Origin of the sequence: Aeromicrobium massiliense JC14, from assembly GCF_000312105.1 — a bacterium.
GTDB classification, from domain to species: domain Bacteria; phylum Actinomycetota; class Actinomycetes; order Propionibacteriales; family Nocardioidaceae; genus Aeromicrobium; species Aeromicrobium massiliense.
This window is the reverse complement of record NZ_HE978638.1, coordinates 259,084-276,654: the sequence shown is the minus strand read 5'-3', so window position 1 is coordinate 276,654 and position 17,571 is coordinate 259,084. Positions and strand designations below refer to the sequence as shown.

General features: G+C 72.5%; 17 protein-coding genes. 4 read left to right on the top strand and 13 right to left on the bottom strand.

Going from position 1 to position 17,571, the window contains the following annotated elements; genetic code table 11:
* Positions 1 to 121: 121 nt before the first annotated feature.
* The 8 genes from era to hrcA form a co-directional block, all read right to left on the bottom strand.
* A complete protein-coding gene (era, locus tag HGAM_RS14060; RefSeq protein ID WP_019146139.1) occupies positions 122 to 1,042 on the bottom strand; it encodes a GTPase Era in 921 nt (306 codons plus the stop codon).
* Positions 1,039 to 1,377, bottom strand: a complete 339-nt coding sequence (locus tag HGAM_RS14055; protein WP_019146138.1) for a cytidine/deoxycytidylate deaminase family protein — start codon at positions 1,375 to 1,377, stop codon at positions 1,039 to 1,041. The genes era and HGAM_RS14055 overlap by 4 nt, the downstream gene beginning before the upstream one ends.
* Entirely contained in the window at positions 1,361 to 2,668 is a 1,308-nt protein-coding gene (locus HGAM_RS14050; protein WP_019146137.1) for a hemolysin family protein, read from the bottom strand. Before HGAM_RS14050 ends, HGAM_RS14055 begins: the two co-directional genes overlap by 17 nt.
* Complete coding sequence (gene ybeY / locus HGAM_RS14045) at positions 2,665 to 3,144, bottom strand: rRNA maturation RNase YbeY (RefSeq protein ID WP_019146136.1); 480 nt, start codon at positions 3,142 to 3,144, stop codon at positions 2,665 to 2,667. Before ybeY ends, HGAM_RS14050 begins: the two co-directional genes overlap by 4 nt.
* Positions 3,122 to 4,105, bottom strand: a complete 984-nt coding sequence (locus HGAM_RS19510) for a PhoH family protein (RefSeq protein WP_019146135.1) — start codon at positions 4,103 to 4,105, stop codon at positions 3,122 to 3,124. The genes ybeY and HGAM_RS19510 overlap by 23 nt, the downstream gene beginning before the upstream one ends.
* A gap of 67 nt (positions 4,106 to 4,172) precedes the next feature.
* Entirely contained in the window at positions 4,173 to 4,514 is a 342-nt protein-coding gene (locus HGAM_RS14035; RefSeq protein ID WP_019146134.1) for an HIT domain-containing protein, read from the bottom strand.
* Positions 4,515 to 4,546: 32 nt separating this feature from the next.
* On the bottom strand, positions 4,547 to 5,704 hold the full coding sequence (dnaJ, locus tag HGAM_RS14030; RefSeq protein WP_019146133.1) for a molecular chaperone DnaJ: 1,158 nt from the start codon (positions 5,702 to 5,704) through the stop codon (positions 4,547 to 4,549).
* A 39-nt stretch (positions 5,705 to 5,743) separates the two neighbouring features.
* Complete coding sequence (gene hrcA / locus HGAM_RS14025) at positions 5,744 to 6,766, bottom strand: heat-inducible transcriptional repressor HrcA (protein ID WP_019146132.1); 1,023 nt, start codon at positions 6,764 to 6,766, stop codon at positions 5,744 to 5,746.
* Positions 6,767 to 6,839: 73 nt separating this feature from the next.
* Between hrcA and HGAM_RS14020 the strand changes: the two genes are divergently transcribed.
* Together HGAM_RS14020 and HGAM_RS14015 are read left to right on the top strand one after the other, a co-directional pair.
* The gene (locus tag HGAM_RS14020) at positions 6,840 to 7,274 is read left to right on the top strand and encodes a hypothetical protein (protein WP_019146131.1); all 435 of its coding nucleotides are present in this window, start codon (positions 6,840 to 6,842) and stop codon (positions 7,272 to 7,274) included.
* Positions 7,267 to 8,097: a DUF3097 domain-containing protein gene (locus tag HGAM_RS14015; RefSeq protein WP_019146130.1), complete on the top strand. Its 831-nt coding sequence runs from the start codon at positions 7,267 to 7,269 to the stop codon at positions 8,095 to 8,097. Before HGAM_RS14020 ends, HGAM_RS14015 begins: the two co-directional genes overlap by 8 nt.
* 21 nt (positions 8,098 to 8,118) lie before the next feature.
* Here HGAM_RS14015 and hemW read toward each other — a convergent pair whose 3' ends face one another.
* The 3 genes from hemW to lepA form a co-directional block, all read right to left on the bottom strand.
* Positions 8,119 to 9,249, bottom strand: coding sequence for a radical SAM family heme chaperone HemW (gene hemW, locus HGAM_RS19505; protein ID WP_019146129.1), 1,131 nt, complete (start codon positions 9,247 to 9,249; stop codon positions 8,119 to 8,121).
* Positions 9,250 to 9,338: 89 nt separating this feature from the next.
* Positions 9,339 to 11,177, bottom strand: a complete 1,839-nt coding sequence (locus HGAM_RS14005) for an AMP-dependent synthetase/ligase (RefSeq protein WP_019146128.1) — start codon at positions 11,175 to 11,177, stop codon at positions 9,339 to 9,341.
* Between the two features lie 151 nt (positions 11,178 to 11,328).
* Positions 11,329 to 13,194 (bottom strand): translation elongation factor 4, encoded by a 1,866-nt coding sequence (gene lepA, locus HGAM_RS14000; RefSeq protein WP_019146127.1) that lies wholly within the window; start codon positions 13,192 to 13,194, stop codon positions 11,329 to 11,331.
* Between the two features lie 147 nt (positions 13,195 to 13,341).
* Between lepA and rpsT the strand changes: the two genes are divergently transcribed.
* Positions 13,342 to 13,602, top strand: coding sequence for a 30S ribosomal protein S20 (gene rpsT, locus HGAM_RS13995; RefSeq protein ID WP_019146126.1), 261 nt, complete (start codon positions 13,342 to 13,344; stop codon positions 13,600 to 13,602).
* A 133-nt stretch (positions 13,603 to 13,735) separates the two neighbouring features.
* Positions 13,736 to 15,472 carry a hypothetical protein gene (locus HGAM_RS19500; RefSeq protein WP_019146125.1) on the top strand — a complete coding sequence of 579 codons (1,737 nt, stop codon included), beginning with the start codon at positions 13,736 to 13,738 and terminating at the stop codon, positions 15,470 to 15,472.
* Here HGAM_RS19500 and HGAM_RS19495 read toward each other — a convergent pair.
* Complete coding sequence (locus tag HGAM_RS19495; protein ID WP_147543762.1) at positions 15,469 to 16,575, bottom strand: heparan-alpha-glucosaminide N-acetyltransferase domain-containing protein; 1,107 nt, start codon at positions 16,573 to 16,575, stop codon at positions 15,469 to 15,471. The two genes, HGAM_RS19500 and HGAM_RS19495, sit on opposite strands and share 4 nt — an antisense overlap.
* A 5-nt stretch (positions 16,576 to 16,580) precedes the next feature.
* Complete coding sequence (gene holA, locus HGAM_RS13980) at positions 16,581 to 17,552, bottom strand: DNA polymerase III subunit delta (protein WP_019146123.1); 972 nt, start codon at positions 17,550 to 17,552, stop codon at positions 16,581 to 16,583.
* Positions 17,553 to 17,571: the final 19 nt, after the last annotated feature.

Here is a 17,571-nt window from a genome sequence, read left to right as displayed (position 1 = left end):
CGGGCGGCGAGCAGGGGTCGCCCTCGGAGGCGAAGCCACGTCCCGGGCATCTCGCCAGACCCCCGGGATGCTTCCCGAGGTTCTGTCGGCTTCCCTGGGGCCCCAGGGAAACCGACAGACGTCAGAAGCCGAGCTTGCGGAGCTGCTTGGGGTCGCGCTGCCACTCCTTGGCGACCTTCACGTGCAGGTCCAGGAAGACCGGCGTGCCCAGCAGCTTCTCGATCTGGCCGCGGCAGCTGGCGCCGATCTCGCGCAGCCGTGTGCCCTTGTGGCCGATGATGATGCCCTTCTGGCTGTCGCGCTCCACGTAGACGTCGACCCGGACGTCGACCAGCGGCTTGTCGGCCGGCCGGTCCTCGCGCGGCACCATCTCGTTGACGACGACGGCCAGCGAGTGCGGCAGCTCGTCGCGGACGCCCTCGAGCGCCGCCTCGCGGATGATCTCCGCGACCAGCGTCTCCTCGGGCTCGTCGGTCAGCTGGCCCTCGGGGTACAGCGCCGGGCCCTCGGGCAGCGTGGCCACGATGAGGTCGGTCAGCAGCTGGACCTGCTCGCCCGCGACGGCCGAGACCGGGACGATCTCGTGCCAGCGCAGACCGGCCTCCTCGCCGGCGCGCTGGATGGCCTGCAGGTGCTCGGCCAGCCGGTTGGGCGAGACCAGGTCGGTCTTCGTGGCCACCGCGAGCACGGGCTTCTTGCGGCCCAGCGCGGCGAGCTCCTTGACCAGGTACTTGTCGCCGGGCCCGACCCGCTGGTCGGACGGGAAGCACATCGCGATGGTGTCGACCTCCGCCCACGTCGTGCGCACGAGGTCGTTGAGCCGCTCCCCCAGGACGTTGCGCGGGCGGTGCAGGCCCGGGGTGTCGACGAGGATCAGCTGGGCGTCCTCACGGTGCACGAGGCCGCGGATGACGTGCCGCGTGGTCTGCGGGCGCGAGGACGTGATGGCGATCTTCTCGCCCACGAGCGCGTTGGTCAGCGTGGACTTGCCGGCGTTCGGACGTCCGACGAAGCAGGCGAAGCCCGAGCGGAAGCCGGTCACGAGGCCAGCTCCGCGACGAGGTTGCCCGCGGCGTCCGCGACGTACACCGGGACGCCGTCGCCACCGAGGTCGGCGACCACGTCGGTGTCGACCGGCTCGTCGGGCTCGTAGTCGCGCACGACGGCGGCGGCCTCGAGCCGCTGAGCGCCGGACGAGGCGGCCATGGCGACCGCCAGCGGCAGCGCGTCGAGCTGCAGCGAGGGCAGGTCGACGTTCACCGCCACGTAGGTGCGGCCGTCCTGGTCGCGCACCGCGGCCCCCTCGACGGTGCTCGTCCGGGCACGAGCGGCCTTGGCCAGCGTGATGAGCTTGGCGTCCTCAGGGGCGAGTTCCATGGTCCAACGCTACCGAGTCCTCGTCCGCACCGGCGGGCTCGGCCCTGCTGATCAGCACGCGGCCGATGCGGTTGCGGCGTCCGGAGGGCGCCTCGGCCACGAACCGCAGGCCGTCGATCTCGACCGCGCTGCCCGGGATCGGCACCTTGCCCAGGTGCTTGGCCATGAGCCCGCCGACCGAGTCGACGTCCTCGTCGTCGATCTCGACCTCGAACAGCTCGTCGAGGTCGTCGACCTCGTAGCGGGCGCTGACCCGCACCGAGCCGTCGGCCAGGTGCTCGACCGCGTCCGGCTCCACGTCGTACTCGTCGGTGATGTCGCCGACGATCTCCTCGAGGATGTCCTCGATGGTCACCATGCCGGCGGTGCCGCCGTACTCGTCGACCACGATCGCCACGTGCGTGCGCTTGAGCTGCATCTCCTTGAGCAGCTCGTCGGCGTGCTGGGTGTCGGGGACGAACAGGCACTCGCGGGCCACGGAGTCGACCCGCTCGGTGCTCTCGGCGTCGCGGTTGTCGAACGTCCGCTTGGTGATGTCCTTGAGGTAGGCCATGCCCACGACGTCGTCGAGGCTGTCGTCGACCACGGGGATGCGCGAGTAGCCGCTGCGCAGGGCCAGGCTCATCGCCTGGCGCAGCGTCTTGGTGCGCTCGATGAACACGACGTCGGTGCGCGGCACCATGACCTCGCGGGCCAGCGTGTCGCCGAGCTCGAAGACCGAGTGGATCATGCGCGACTCGGACGACTCGATGACGCTCGTGGCCGCGGCCAGGTCGACCAGCTCGCGCACCTCGACCTCGGACGCGAACGGGCCCTCGCTGAAGCCGCGGCCGGGGGTCAGCGCGTTGCCGATGAGGATGAGCAGCTGCGGCAGCGGGCCCAGCAGGGTGCGCACGCCGCGGACGGGGGCGGCGGCCGCGAGCGCGATGCGCTCGGAGTGCTGGCGGCCGACCGTGCGCGGGCCGACACCGATGAGCACGTAGCTAACCAGCACCATGATGCCGGTGGCCACGAGCAGCGGCGGCCACAGGCCGTCGACCGCGTCACCGACGAGCAGGGCCACGATGACCACCGCGGCGGTCTCAGCGAGCACCCGCAGCAGCAGGATCGTGTTGATGAACGGGGCCGGGTCCTCGAGGATCACCAGCAGGTTCTTCGCACCGCCGCGGCCCTCGTCGTCCAGCTCCTCGGCGCGGGCCTTGGAGAACGCCGACAGCGCCGCGTCGACGCTGGCCAGCAGGCCCGCGAACGCGGCCAGGGCGACCGCGGCGACGAGCAGCGGGACGTTCACTCCGGGTCCACTCCCTCGGCGGCCCGCTGCCACTCCAGCAGCAGGCGGCCCTGGACGCCGAACATCTCGCGGTGCTCCTCGGGGTCGACGTGGTCGTAGCCGAGCAGGTGCAGCACGCCGTGGACGAGCAGCAGCTCCATCTCGTCCTGCGGGGTGTGCCCCGCGGCCGGCGCCTGCTGCGCGGCGACCTGCGGGCACAGCGCGATGTCGCCCAGGTAGCCCTCGTCGTTGTCCTCGGGGCGGGTGTCCTCGCGCCCGGGGCTCAGCTCGTCCATCGGGAACGACAGCACGTCGGTCGGGCCCTTCTTGCCCATCCACTGCTCGTTGAGCAGCGCGATGGTGTCGGGCTCGACCAGCCGGACGGTCATCTCCGTGCCCGGGTGCAGCCGCATGCGCCGCATGACGAACCGGGCGAGCCGGGTCAGGTCGACGACGTCGGCCTCGGCGCCGGACTCATTGAGAACGTCGACGTTCACCGGCACCTGCCTCGAAGTCGTCGTAGGCGGCCACGATCTTGCCGACCAGGCGGTGCCGGACGACGTCCTGGGAGTCGAGGTAGGAGAAGTGGACGTCCTTGACGTCGCCGAGGACGTCCTGGACGACGCGCAGTCCGCTGCGGCTGCCGCCGGGCAGGTCGACCTGGGTGACGTCGCCGGTGACGACCATCCGGGAGTTGAAGCCCAGCCGGGTCAGGAACATCTTCATCTGCTCCTGGGTCGTGTTCTGCGCCTCGTCCAGGATGATGAACGCGTCGTTCAGGGTGCGGCCGCGCATGTACGCCAGCGGCGCGACCTCGATGGTGCCGTTGGTGAGCAGCTTGGGGATGCTCTCGGGGTCGACCATGTCGTGCAGCGCGTCGTAGAGCGGGCGCAGGTACGGGTCGATCTTCTCGCTCAGCGTGCCGGGCAGGTAGCCCAGGCGCTCGCCGGCCTCGACGGCCGGACGCGTGAGGATGATCCGGTTGACGTCCTTGCTCTGCAGCGCCTGCACGGCCTTGGCCATGGCCAGGTACGTCTTGCCGGTGCCGGCCGGGCCGATGCCGAACACGACGGTGTGCTTGTCGATGGCGTCGACGTAGCGCTTCTGGTTGAGCGTCTTGGGCCGGATCGTGCGTCCGCGGTTGGACAGGATGTTCAGGCTCAGGACCTCGGCCGGGCGCTCCTCGGTCTCGGTGCGCAGCATCGCGATGCTGCGCTGGACCGACTCGCGCGACAGCGGCTGGCCGGTGCGCACGATGGCGACCAGCTCGTCCAGCAGACGCTCCAGGAACGCGGCCTCGCTCGGCGTGCCGGTGACCGTGATCGTGTTGCCACGCGCGTGGATGCCGGCGTCGACCTCGGACTCGATGACCCGCAGGTACTCGTCCGCGGGCCCGAACAGGGAGACCGTGGGGACGCTCGCCGGGATGGTGAAGGTGTGGGGCAGTGGTTCTGTCATAGGCATCCCCAGTCTACGGGCGCGCCGGTCGGGCCGCGACGTCTCGGCGCGAGCCCGTCCGGCGGGGTCAGCGCGGCGGCCAGCCGAGCGGCTCGCCGGACAGCACGTGGCCGTGGCAGTGGAAGACGGTCTGGCCGGCGTCCGGGCCGGTGTTGAACACCAGCCGGAAGCTGCTGCTGCCCTCGGCCCGGGCCACCTTGGCGACGTCGACCAGGAGCGCCGCGGCGACCTCGGGACGCGCCGCGGCGAGGCTCGCCACGTCGGGGTGGTGCTCGCGCGGCACGACGAGCACGTGCGAGGCGGCCTGCGGGCTGATGTCGCGGAACGCGACCGTGTGCTCGTTCTCGGCCACGACCTCGGCCGGCACGTCACCGCTCACGATCTTGCAGAACAGGCAGTCGTCGGACATGGACGCTCCTCTCGTCGCTCGCAGGCTACCGGTCAGCGGAACGCCTCGCGCAGGCGCTCGAAGACGCCGTGGCGTCCCGAGCCCATGCGGCCGGCCGGACGCTGCTCGCCGCGGAGCTCGGCCAGGCGGGCCAGCAGCTCGCGCTGCTCGTCGTCCAGCTTCTCCGGCGTCTCCACGACCACCTGCACGTGCAGGTCGCCGCGGCCGCCGCCGCGCAGGCGGGGCACGCCGAAGCCCTTGATCGTCACGGTCTCGCCGGACTGGGTGCCGGGCGGGACGTCCAGCACGACCGACGTCTCGACGTCGTCGGCCGCGTCCTCGAGGTCGGCCTCGAGGGTGGGGATGTCGAGCTGCGCGCCCAGGGCGGCGGCCGTCATCGGCACGCTCACCTGGCAGTAGAGGTGGTCGCGCTCGCGGGTGAAGAACTCGTGCTGGCGCACGGCGAGCTCGACGTACAGGTCGCCGGCCGGTCCGCCGCCGGGGCCGACCTCGCCCTCGCCGGACAGCTGCACGCGGGTGCCGTGGTCGACGCCCGCGGGGATCTTGACGCTGATCGTGCGGCGCGAGCGCACCCGGCCGTCGCCGCCGCACTCGGCGCACGGGTCGGGGATGACGGTGCCGTAGCCCTGGCAGGTCGGGCAGGGGCGGGACGTGCGGATGTCGCCGAGCATCGAGCGCTGCACGTGCTGCACCGCGCCCTGGCCGTGGCAGGTGCCGCAGGTGACCGGCTCGCGGCCGTCGGCCGAGCCGTGGCCCTCGCACACCGGGCACGTCACGGCGGTGTCGACCTTGAGCTCGTGGGTCAGGCCGAAGGCCGCGTCGGCCAAGTCGACGGTGAGCCGCACGAGCGCGTCCTGGCCGCGCTGGCGACGCGGGCGCGGGCCGCGTCCGCCGCCGCCGTTGCCGCCGAAGAAGGCGTCCATGATGTCGTCGAAGCTGAAGCCCTGCGCGCCGGCGCCACCGAAGCCGCCCCCGCCCATCGGATTGCCGCCGCGGTCGTACGTCGCCCGCTTCTGCGGGTCCGACAGCACCTCGTACGCGGTGCCGATGTCCTTGAAGGTGTCGGCCGCGTCGGGGCTGTCGTTGACGTCGGGGTGGTACTGGCGAGCCAGCTTGCGGTACGCCTTCTTGATGTCGGCGTCCGACGCGTCGCGGCTCACGCCGAGCAGGTCGTAGTAGTCCTGTGCCATGGGGTCCTCACTGGGTGCGCCGGACGGGCCGGCGGGGGGTCAGCCGTCGGCGAGCAAGCGTCCGACGTAACGAGCGACGGCAGCCACCGAGGCGATGGTGCCGGGATAGTCCATGCGCATCGGCCCGAGCGTGCCGAGCGTGGCGAGCGCCTCGTCGGCGCTGCCGTAGGGGCTGGAGACGACGGCACTGCTCGACAGGCCCTCCAGGCCGGTCTCGCTGCCGATGCGGACGCGCGGCAGGTCGCTGCTGGTCGCCTCGCCCAGCAGGCGCAGCAGCACGACGTGCTCCTCGAGCGCCTCGAGCACCGGCTGGATCGCCGAGTCGAAGTCGTGGCCGAACCGGGCCAGGTTGGCCGCGCCCCCGACCGCGAACCGCTCGTCGGCCCGCTCGCTGGCGAACGCCTGCGACAGGGTCGTGACGATGCTGGTGACGATCGGCCGGTCGGCCGGCTCGAAGGTGCCGATGAGGTCGGCGAGCTGCAGCGACGCCTCGGGCAGGCGGCGGCCGACGGTGGCGGTGACGATGCGGCTGCGCAGGTCGGCCAGCAGCGACTCGGACGGGGCCTGGGCCACCTCGACGACGCGCTGCTCCACGCGTCCGCTGCTGGTGATGACGACCAGCAGGACGCGGGCGGACTCGAGCGGGACGAGCTCGACGTGGCGCACGGTGGAGCGGGTCAGCGACGGGTACTGGACGATCGCGACCTGGTTGGTCAGCTGGGCGAGCACCCGCACGCTGCGCTGCATGACGTCGTCGACGTCGACGGCGCCGCGCAGGAAGGTCTCGATCGCGCGCCGCTCGGGCGGCGACAGCGGCTTCACCGTGGCCAGCCGGTCGACGAACAGCCGGTAGCCCTTGTCGGTGGGGACGCGGCCGGCGCTGGTGTGGGGCTGGTGGATGTAGCCCTCCTCCTCCAGCAGCGCCATGTCGTTGCGGATCGTGGCCGACGAGACGCCGAGCGCGTGGCGCTCGACCAGGGCGCGTGAGCCGACCGGCTCGTGCGTGGCGACGTAGTCCTCGACGATCGCCCGCAGGACGTCCCACTTGCGGTCCTCGCTCATGGCTGGCTCCCCCTCCCGGGCGTCGGTGGCGTGTCTGCTGGCACTCGTCGGTGCCAAGTGCCAGTCTAGCGAGGTGCGCAGCGAGGGTCCCGTCATCGTCGTCGAGGACGGTGGAGACCGCCTCGAGTACGAGCCGCGCCGCGTCACCGTCGGCGACCACGTCGTCGAGCACGAGTCGCGCGGTGGCACGCTGGTCTCGGCCTGGGCCACGACCGTGGGCACGCTGTTCGTCGAGGTCGCGCACCTGGGCGACGGCCCGGTGGGCGGCGAGCTCGTCATGACCGTCACCGCCCCGCACGACCCCACTGCTCCCCCGCGCGTGGCGCTCGGCGACCTGGCCCCGGCCGTCGTCCCCGAGCACGTCCCGCCGTCGTGGCCGGTGGCGCTCGACCTCGCGCTCGGCCTCGTCACCGACGAGACCGTCCTGCTCACCGCCGACGGACGTCCGCTCACGCGGGCCGACGTCGAGGACCTGCACCAACGACTCCTCGGGAAGATCCATGGCTGACCGCTACGGCAACGACGTCCTGTCCGGCGACTGGCGCAAGCCCAAGCGCGGACGCACCGTCGAGCACCCGGCCGACGCCGGGCTCGTCGTCGAGGACGCCACGAGCGGCTTCTGCGGCGAGATCGTCAAGGTCGAGAACGGCCTGGTCGTCCTCGAGGACCGTCACCTCAAGCAGCGCGCCTTCCGGCTCGGGCCGGGCTTCCTGCTCGACGGCAAGCCGGTCGCGCTGCACGCGCCCGTCGTCGTGCAGAAGACCGGCGGCCGCACCGCGTCGGGCTCGATCGCGGTCAAGGACGCCCGGGCCCGCGTCGCGCTGCCCAGCCGCATCTACGTCGAGGGCCGCCATGACGCCGAGCTGGTGGAGAAGATCTGGGGCGACGACCTGCGCGTCGAGGGCGTCGCCGTGGAGTACCTGGGCGGCATCGACGACCTGCCCGCGATCGTCCGCGACTTCCAGCCGACCAAGAGCCGGCGGCTCGGCGTGCTGGTCGACCACCTCGTGCCCGGCTCCAAGGAATCGCGCCTGGCCGACCAGGTCAACGGCACCCCGCACGTGCTCGTCGTCGGCCACCCGTACGTCGACGTGTGGCAGGCGGTCCGTCCCGAGCGGCTCGGCATCCAGAAGTGGCCCGTGATCCCCCGCGGCACCGAGTGGAAGCACGGCATCTGCGAGGCGCTGGGCTGGCCGCACGCCGACCAGGCCGACATCGCGCGGGCCTGGAAGCGCATCCTCGGCACCGTCCGCAGCTACGCCGACCTCGAGCCGTCGCTGCTCGGCCGGGTCGAGGAGCTCATCGACTTCGTCACCGCGCCGACGCCCTGAGCCGGACGCGCGATCGCGCCGTCAGACGAGCTCGCGGACGACCGCGTCGGCGAGCAGGCGTCCGTCGCGCGTGAGCACGAGCCGCTCGCCGTGCACGTCGACCAGGCCGCGGTCGCGCAGGTCGGCGACCCGCTCGCGGTGGTCGTCCGGGACGACCGTCAGGTCCAGGCCCGTGCGCAGGCGCGACTCCAGCAGCACGCGCTCGAGCGTCCGGGTGTCGTCGTCGACCAGCTCGTGGTCCTTCTCCGGCGAGAGCCCGGCGTCCAGGCGCTGCGCGTAGGCGGCCGGGTGCTTGACGTTCCACCAGCGCCGGCCGGCCACGTGCGAGTGGGCGCCGGGGCCGAAGCCCCACCAGTCGTCGCTGCGCCAGTACAGGACGTTGTGCCGGCACTGGGCCGCCTCGTCGCGCGCCCAGTTGGACAGCTCGTACCAGGACAGGCCGGCCGCCTCGAACGCCTCGTCGGCCAGGACGTACTTGTCGGCCAGGTCGTCGTCGTCCGGGGCCGGCACCTCGCCGCGAGCCACGCGCCGCGCGAGCGCCGTGCCCTGCTCGACGATGAGGGCGTAGGCGCTGATGTGGTCGGGCTCGAGCGAGACCGCGTGCTCGAGGGTGCGACGCCAGTCGTCCACGCTCTCCCCGGGCGTGCCGTAGATGAGGTCGACGCTGACCTGCTCGAACCCGGCCTCGCGGGCCCAGCGCACGGCGTCCGGGACGCGCAGCGGGTCGTGGGTGCGGTCCAGGACGCGGAGCACGTGCGGCACGGCCGACTGGACGCCGAACGAGATGCGGGTGAAGCCGCCCTCGCGCAGCGCGGCCAGCGACGCCGGCGTCACGCTGTCGGGGTTGGCCTCGGTCGTCACCTCGGCGCCCGGCGCCAGGCCGACCCGGTCGCGCAGCGCCCGCAGGACCCGCACGAGGTCGGCCGCGGGCAGCTGGGTGGGGGTGCCGCCGCCGAAGAAGACGGTCTCGAACGGTCGCTCGTCGCCCAGTGCCTCGCGGGCGAGGTCGACCTCGCGCTCGACGGTCACGGCGTAGGACGCCCGCGTGGCACCCTCGCCGAGCTCGTCGGAGGTGTAGGTGTTGAAGTCGCAGTAGCCGCAGCGCACCGAGCAGAACGGGACGTGCACGTACGCACCGAGGCTCCTGGTCACCGGCCCAGGGTACGGCGCTCCCCCACGCCCCGAGCACGCAGCGGCCCGGCCGTCCGCGAGGGACGACCGGGCCGGCGGGGCGACGCGGACTAGGCGTTCGTGTAGAAGCCGTCCAGGATGTCGCGGTAGTTGTCCTCGACCACGCGGCGCTTGACCTTCATGCTCGGCGTGATCTCGCCGGACTCGATGCTCAGGTCGGCGGGCAGGATGGCCCACTTCTTGACCTGCTCCCAGCGGTTGAGCTTGGCGTTGAGCTCGGCCACGTACTTCTCCATCTCCGCGTGCATCTGCGGGGACGAGACGACCTCGGCGTACGGCTTGCCGGCCATGTCGTGGTGGGCGGCCCAGCCCTCGACGGCGTCGGGGTCGAGCGTGATGAGCGCCGAGACGAAGTTGCGCTCGTTGCCGTGCACCACCATCTGGCTGGCCAGCGGGCAGACGCCCTTGAACGTGCCCTCGACGATCGACGGCGCGACGTACTTGCCGCCGGAGGTCTTGAACAGGTCCTTCTTGCGGTCGGTGATGCGCAGGAAGCCGTCCTCGTCCAGCTCGCCGATGTCGCCGGTGGCCAGCCAGCCGTCCTCGGTGACCGCGGACGCGCTCTCGCCCTCGAGGTTGTGGTAGCCGCGCATGACGTGCGGGCCCTTGATGAGCACCTCGCCGTCGGCGGCGATCTTGATCTCCGAGCCGGGCATCGGCAGGCCGACCGAGCCGATCTTGAAGTCGTCGGGGTGGTTGACCGTGGCGCCGGCCGAGCACTCGGTGAGGCCGTAGCCCTCGAGGATCAGCACGCCCGCGGCGTGGAACCACTCGGCGATGTCGCGGCTCAGCGACGCGGCGCCGGAGATGAAGAACCGGACCCGGCCACCGAAGCGCGCGCGGATCTTGCTGAAGACCAGCTTGTCGGCCAGCGCGTGCTTGGCCTTGAGGCCGGCCGGCACGGGCTTGCCGGCGCGCACCAGGCGGGAGTGCTCCAGGCCGACGGCCTCGGCCCAGCGGAACAGCTTGAGCTTGACCCCGCCGTCCTCCTCCATCATGCCGACGATGCGACCGTAGGCCTTCTCGAAGATGCGCGGCGCCGCGCCCATGAACGTGGGCTTCACGACGGCCAGGTTCTCGATGATCTTGTCGACGCGGCCGTCGACGGCGGCGGCGAAGCCGATCTCGAGCTGGGTGGTCAGCAGCACCTTGCCGAACGAGTGCGCCATCGGCAGCCAGCGGTACTCCAGGTCGTCGGCCGAGAGGTAGCCGCCGGCGTTGATCGCGGCACCCTCGAACGTCCAGCCGTCGTGCGACAGGCGCACGCCCTTGGGCCGACCGGTCGTGCCGGAGGTGTAGATCAGCGTTGCGAGCGAGTCCGGCGACGTGGCCTCGATGCGCTTCTCCACGACGTCCGGCTCCTGGGCCAGGCGCTCGGCGCCGAGCCGCTCGAGCTCGGCCAGGTCGATGACCCAGTCGCCGTCGGCGGTGCCGTCGAAGGTGATGACCTTGAAGACCTCGGGCAGCTCGGACTTCTTGGCCCGGAGCTTGGCGATCTGCTCGTCGTCCTCGGCGAAGACCACGCGGCTGCCGGAGTCGGCCAGGATGTAGGCCACGTCGTCGGCGACCGTGGTCGGGTAGACGGTCGTGGTGGCCAGCGACGCCGAGTTCACGGCGAGGTCGGCGAAGACCCACTCGTAGCGCGTGTTGGAGGCGATGGCCACGCGGTCCTCGGGCTCGAGGCCGAGGGCGACGAGGCCGGCGGCGAGCTTGAACACGTGCTCCCCGGTCTCGGCCCAGGTCATCGAGTGCCAGTTCTCCTGGGCGTCCGGGAAGCGGTACGCCTCGCGGTTGCCGGACTCGCGGACTCGGGCGAGGAACATCGCGCCCACGCTGCGGGCACGGTCCTGGACGATCTTGAGCTCCTGCGGGGAGGGCGTCCTGGTCATCGGGGTATCACCTCGGGGGTCGGCCAGTGTGGTGCGCATCACCCTACTGATCCGTAGGGTCCAGGCGCAGCACTTTCACCCGCGTGTGGCCGCTCGATCCCGTCGGGTGTCCGCTGGGCGCCGAGACGGTTGCGCACCCCGACCGGAAGGCCTACTTCGGGGTGGCGTCGCCCGTCGACAGCGCGGCGATGAACGCCTCCTGGGGCACCTCCACGCGACCGACCATCTTCATGCGCTTCTTGCCCTCCTTCTGCTTCTCCAGCAGCTTGCGCTTGCGGCTGATGTCGCCGCCGTAGCACTTGGCGAGCACGTCCTTGCGGATCGCCTTGATGTTCTCGCGGGCGATGATGCGCGCGCCGATCGCGGCCTGGATGGGCACCTCGAACTGCTGGCGCGGGATGAGCTCCTTGAGCTTGCCGGCCAGCGCGACGCCGTACGCGTAGGCGCTGTCGCGGTGGACGATGGCGCTGAACGCGTCCACGACCTCGCCCTGCAGCAGGATGTCGACCTTCACCAGGTCCGCGGCCTGCTCGCCGGTGGGCTCGTAGTCCAGCGACGCGTAGCCCTTGGTGCGGCTCTTGAGGGCGTCGAAGAAGTCGAACATGATCTCGCCCATGGGCAGCGTGTACTTGATCTCCACGCGGTCCTCGGACAGGTAGTCCATGCCCAGCAGCTGGCCGCGGCGCGACTGGCACAGCTCCATGATCGTGCCGATGTAGTCGGTCGGCGTCAGGATCGTCGCCCGCGTGATCGGCTCGAAGACCTTGGCGATCTTGCCGTCGTTGGGGTACTCGCTGGGGTTGGTGACGGTGATCTCGCGGCCGTCCTCCATCTCCAGGCGGTAGACGACGTTGGGCGCGGTGGCGATGAGGTCGAGGTTGAACTCGCGCTCGAGCCGCTCGCGGATGATCTCCAGGTGCAGCAGGCCCAGGAAGCCGATGCGGAAGCCGAAGCCCAGCGCGCCGGACGACTCGGGCTCGTAGACGAGCGCGGCGTCGTTGAGCTGCAGCTTGTCCAGCGCCTCGCGCAGGGTCGCGAAGTCGTCGCCGTCGATCGGGTACAGGCCCGAGAACACCATCGGGTTGGGCGTCTTGTAGCCGCCGAGCGGCTCCTTCGCCGGCTTGGCGTTCGAGGTGACGGTGTCGCCGACGCGGCTCTGGCGCACCTCCTTCACGCCGGTGATGAGGTAGCCCACCTCGCCGACGCCGAGGTCGGGCGACTTGACCGGCTCGGGGCTGATGACGCCGACCTCGAGCATCTCGTGCACGGCGTTGGTCGACATCATCTTGATCTTGTCGCGGTGCGAGAGCTTGCCGTCGACCACGCGCACGTACGTCACGACGCCGCGGTAGGTGTCGTAGACGGAGTCGAAGATCAGCGCTCGGGCGGGCGCGTCGGGGTCGCCGACCGGCGGCGGCACCTGCTCGACGATCGCGTTCAGCAGCGCCTCGACGCCCTCGCCGGTCTTGGCCGACACGCGCAGCACCTCGTCGGGGTCGCCGCCGATGATGCCGGCGATCTCCTCGGCGTACTTCTCCGGCTGTGCGCCGGGCAGGTCGATCTTGTTGAGCACCGGGATGATGTGCAGGTCCGCCTCCATCGCCAGGTACAGGTTGGCGAGGGTCTGGGCCTCGATGCCCTGGGCGGCGTCCACGAGCAGGATCGCGCCCTCGCAGGCCTCCAGCGAGCGGCTGACCTCGTAGGTGAAGTCGACGTGGCCGGGCGTGTCGATCATGTTCAGCACGTAATTGGTGCCGGTGTCGTCGCCGCTGGACTTGGTGAACGGCATGCGCACGGCCTGGCTCTTGATCGTGATGCCGCGCTCGCGCTCGATGTCCATGCGGTCGAGGTACTGGGCGCGGGCCGCGCGCTCGTCCACGACGCCGGTGATCTGCAGCATGCGGTCGGCCAGCGTGGACTTGCCGTGGTCGATGTGCGCGATGATGCAGAAGTTGCGCAGGACCGCCGGGTCGGTGGAGCCGGGCTGCGGGACCTGGGGCGCGGAGGAGGCACTCATGATGTCCCCCATTGTTCCCTACGCTGCCGGGTGCCGCGGACGCCGTGCGGCCGGGGAGGATTTGGGCGACCACGCCGGCGCCTGATAGAGTCGACTGTCGCGCGTCAGCGCTACCCCTAACGTTTTCGAGAGAACAGGTTTGCCTCCGTGGCCAACATCAAGTCGCAGATCAAGCGCAACCGTCAGAACGAGCTGGCGCGCGAGCGCAACAAGTCCGTCCGCTCGGCGCTGAAGACCTCGATCCGCCGCTTCCAGGACGCCGTGGACGCCGGCAAGACCGACGAGGCGCAGGCCGCGGCCCGCGAGGTCGGCAAGAAGCTCGACAAGGCCGCCTCGAAGGGCGTCATCCACAAGAACCAGGCTGCGAACCGCAAGTCCTCGATCTTCAAGAAGGCCGCGTCGCTCTGACGCCAGCCTGACCCGCAAGGACGCCCCCGGACATCGTCCGGGGGCGTCCTTCGTCACGGAGCGGGTGGCTCAGGTCGCACGGGCCGGTGCCGACAGGAGGGACGTACGACGTCCCGACCCAGGAGCTCTCGCAGTGCGACGCAGCAGGCACGCGGCCATCGCCGCGCTCGCGGTGGTCGTCTCGACCCTGGTCTCGCCCGCCCCCGCCTCGGCCGACACCGGTCTCGGTCTCGAGTGCGCCGCACCCACGCACGGCACCGGCGTCATGGTGGTCGGCGACTCGGTCGCGCACGGGTCGGCCGGTGACTGGACCTGGCGCTACCGGCTGTGGCGCCACCTGCAGGACGTCGGTGCCGACGTCGACCTCGTCGGGCCGCGCGACGACCTGCTGGAGCGCTTCCCCGGCGACGACGACCAGACCTACGCTGACCCCGCGTTCGACCGCGACCACGCCTCGTACTGGGGCACCGCCCGCGCCCTCCTCACGCCGTCGCTCGGCACCCTGGTGGCCGCGTGCCGGCCCGACGTGGTCGTCGAGACCCTGGGCGTGAACGACCTGGCCTGGCTGGGGATCGCCCCGGCCGACCTCGTCCGGCTCGCCGCCCACGGCGTCGAGGAGGCCCGCGCCGCCCGCCCGGACGTCGACGTCGTCCTGGGCCAGGTGCCCCAGTCGTGGCTGCCCGGCGCCGCCGAGTACAACGACCTGCTCGCCGGGCTCGAGGACGAGCTCAGCACCGAGGCGTCCCGCGTGGTCGTCGCCCGGGCGCCGGAGACCTTCGCGATCGACGTCGACACGTACGACTTCGCGCATCCGTCCGCGTCCGGCGAGGTCAAGATCGCCGCCTCCGTGGCCGACGCCCTCGCCGAACTCGGCGTCGGTGCGCCCTTCCCGCGGCCGCTCCCGGACGTGCCGAACGGCCCGGCCCGCGTGGCGACGCTGCAGGCGGTGCCCGGCGACGCGAGCGCCGAGCTGAGCTGGGAGCGGCCCGACGGCTCGACCGCCGAGCGGGTGTGGGTGCGCGACCTGACCGACGGCACCGACTGGGCCCCGGTGACGGAGGTGGCCGGCACGCAGGCGGTGCTGGGCGGGCTGGTCAACGGCCATGTCCACGAGGTCCGGCTGCAGTCGCGCAAGGGCACCGCGGTGGCCCCGCGCTACTCCGAGCCGGTGCAGGTCGTGCCGACGGCGCCGGCTCCTCCGCCATCTCCGCAGCCCCAGGAGCCGGAGCCGGACGGACCCTCGGCTCCGCCGTCCGACGCCCCGACCCCGGTGGCCCCGTCACCCACGGCTCCACCGGCGACGGCCTCGCCGCGGCCCACGCCGGAGGCACGCCCGGTGGTCCCCGCCGTCCCGCGCGGCGTGCGGCTCGTCGCGGGCGACCGGCGGCTCGACGTCGGCTGGGACGCCGTCCGGGGTGCCGGCGCGTACGACGTCACCTGGCGCGAGTCGGGGCGGGCGTCCACGACGCGCACCGCTCGCACGACCCGGGTCGGGACCCGGCTGACCGGGCTCGTGGCCGGCCGCCGCTACGACGTCGCGGTCCGCGCCGTCGCCGGCGGACGCGCCGGAGCGGCCGCCGTCGTCAGCGACCGGGCGAGCGGCCCGACGGCCGGGGCGCCACGGCGTCCGCGGGCCGTGACCCGCAGCAGCCGTTCGGTGCGCCTGTCGTGGTCGCCCGGCTCGCGCGCGACCCGCTACGAGGTGTGGCGGACCTACCGCGGGGCGACCCGTCTGGTCGCGAGGACCACCCGCACCCACGTCGTGGTCAGCACGCCGCGGGCCGGACGTGCGACGTTCCGGGTCCGGGCCTGGCACCAGGACCTGGCGGGACGCTGGTCGTCGCGCGTGCGGGCGCCCCGGGCTCGCTAGCCGCGCGGCAGGCTGACGGCGCGGACGGCGCTCTCGAGCGGGCCGCGGCCCCAGGCGCGGCGCCACAGCCAGGCCGCCACCACAAGCACGACCACCTGGGACGCCCACTCGACGTGCCGGTCGTCGGCCATGCGCCAGTCGTGCGCGTTCTCGCTCCAGGTCCAGAGCACGTGCAGCGTGTACATCGTCAGCGGCATCGACCCCGCGGCCAGCAGCGGCGCCACCGCGACGCGCGCCGGCCGCACGTGGACGAGCAGCAGGCACAGGCCGAGCACCAGGACGGCCGACCCGGTCGCCGACAGCACGTTCAGCGAGGACGAGGTGTGCTCACCGACGACCAGCAGACGGGCGGGGTCGGTGACGTCGTCCAACGTCCCGGGCGAGGTGAACAGCCCCCGCCACGAGGAGTCGCGGACGACGCCGTCGACGGCCCCCGAGCACAGCGCCACGAGCCCGGCGGCGAGGGACGCGACGAGCAGCAGCGCACCGGCTCCGGCCAGGCCGGCGGCGACGCGGGCGCGCTCCAGCGGGAGCCGGCCTATCCACGCACCGGCCAGCAGGTAGCCGAGCCACACGAGCGCCGGGTACGTGCCGGTGACGAGCAGCTCGGCCACGAACCCGGCCGGGTCGGCCAGGTCGGCGAGGTCGAGCTGGCCCTGGTAGCGCCCGTCGAGCGGCCCGAGCAGGAGCAGGTGGACGACCGGTGCGAGCAGCAGCCAGGCGGCGGCCACGAGCCCCAGCGGCCGGGTGGGCAGGCGCAGGAAGGGCAGCAGCGCCACGAGCATGACGCCGTAGAACGCCAGGATGACCAGCACGGTCGCCGACTCCAGCGAGCCCAGCAGGAGGCCGAGGACGACCAGCAGCACCGACCGGACGACGACGGCGCGAGTCGAGCCGGCGCCCCGTGGGTCGCGGGACCGCACGAGGCTCAGCGACAGGCCGGCGAGGAGCGCGAACAGCGGGGCGGCCCGGCCGCCGGCCAGCATCCCGGCGACCGACGGGTGGCCCGTGCGCCAGTCGATCGTCAGCACGATGTGGACCAGCATCATGCCGATCAGGGCGACGGCGCGGGCGAGGTCGACCCCGTCGAGCCGTCTGGTCACGGCCACTACCCGCGACGCGCGGCGGCGACCTGGAGCACCATGCGCTCGAGCGCGTAGGCCGGGTCGGCTCCCCCGCCCTTGACCTCGACGTCGGTGCGGGCGACGACGTCCAGCGCCCGGGCCAGACCCTCGGGCTCCCACCCGCGCAGCTGGCTGCGCAGCGCGCGGACCTTGAACGGCGGGGCGCCGATGGCCGAGGCCACCTCGTTGTCGCGCATGCCGCCGCGGACGTCGGCGAGCTTCGTCAGGGACCGCAGGCCGGAGGCGAAGGCGCTGGTGACGAGCACCGGGGCGACCTTGTTGGCCTCGGCCCAGCGCAGCTGCTCGAGCGCCGCGGCGAGCCGGCCCTCGATGGCGGCGTCGGCGATCTCGAAGCCGCGCACGTCGGCGCGTCCGCCGAAGTACCGCGCCACCACGTCGCGGTCGACCCGGGTGCCTCGGTCGACGGAGCTGACCAGCTGGTCGGCCGCGCCGGCGAGGGCGCGGAGGTCCTGGCCCACGGCGGTGACGAGCAGCGCGGCGGCCTCCTCGTCGATGCTGGCGCCGAGGTCGGTCACCTCGCGGCGCACCCAGGTGACGTGGTCGCGCTCGTACTTGGGCGCCTCGACCTTCACCTCGTGGACGGCGGCGGTCTTGCGGAGCTTGTCGAGCACGCCCTTGCCCTTGTTGCCGCCGCCGTGGACGAGCACGACCGCCACGTCGGGCGACGGCTCGGCGGCGTAGGCGAGCAGCTCGGCCTGGGGTGCGTCGGCGAGGTCCTCGAGGCCGGTGATGACCAAGCCGCTGGACGTGCTGAACAGCGACGGGCTGGTGAGGGCGGCCAGCTCGCCGGCCCCGAGGCGTCCGGCCTCGCTCTCGGCCACCTCGCACGCGGGGTCGGCCTCACGGATCTGAGCCATGGCCTTGCGCCGCACGCGGTCGGCCAGGAACTCCGCGCCGCCGGTGACGAGCAGGATCGAGCCGAAGGGGGACGCCATGAGCGCCAGCCTAGTCACC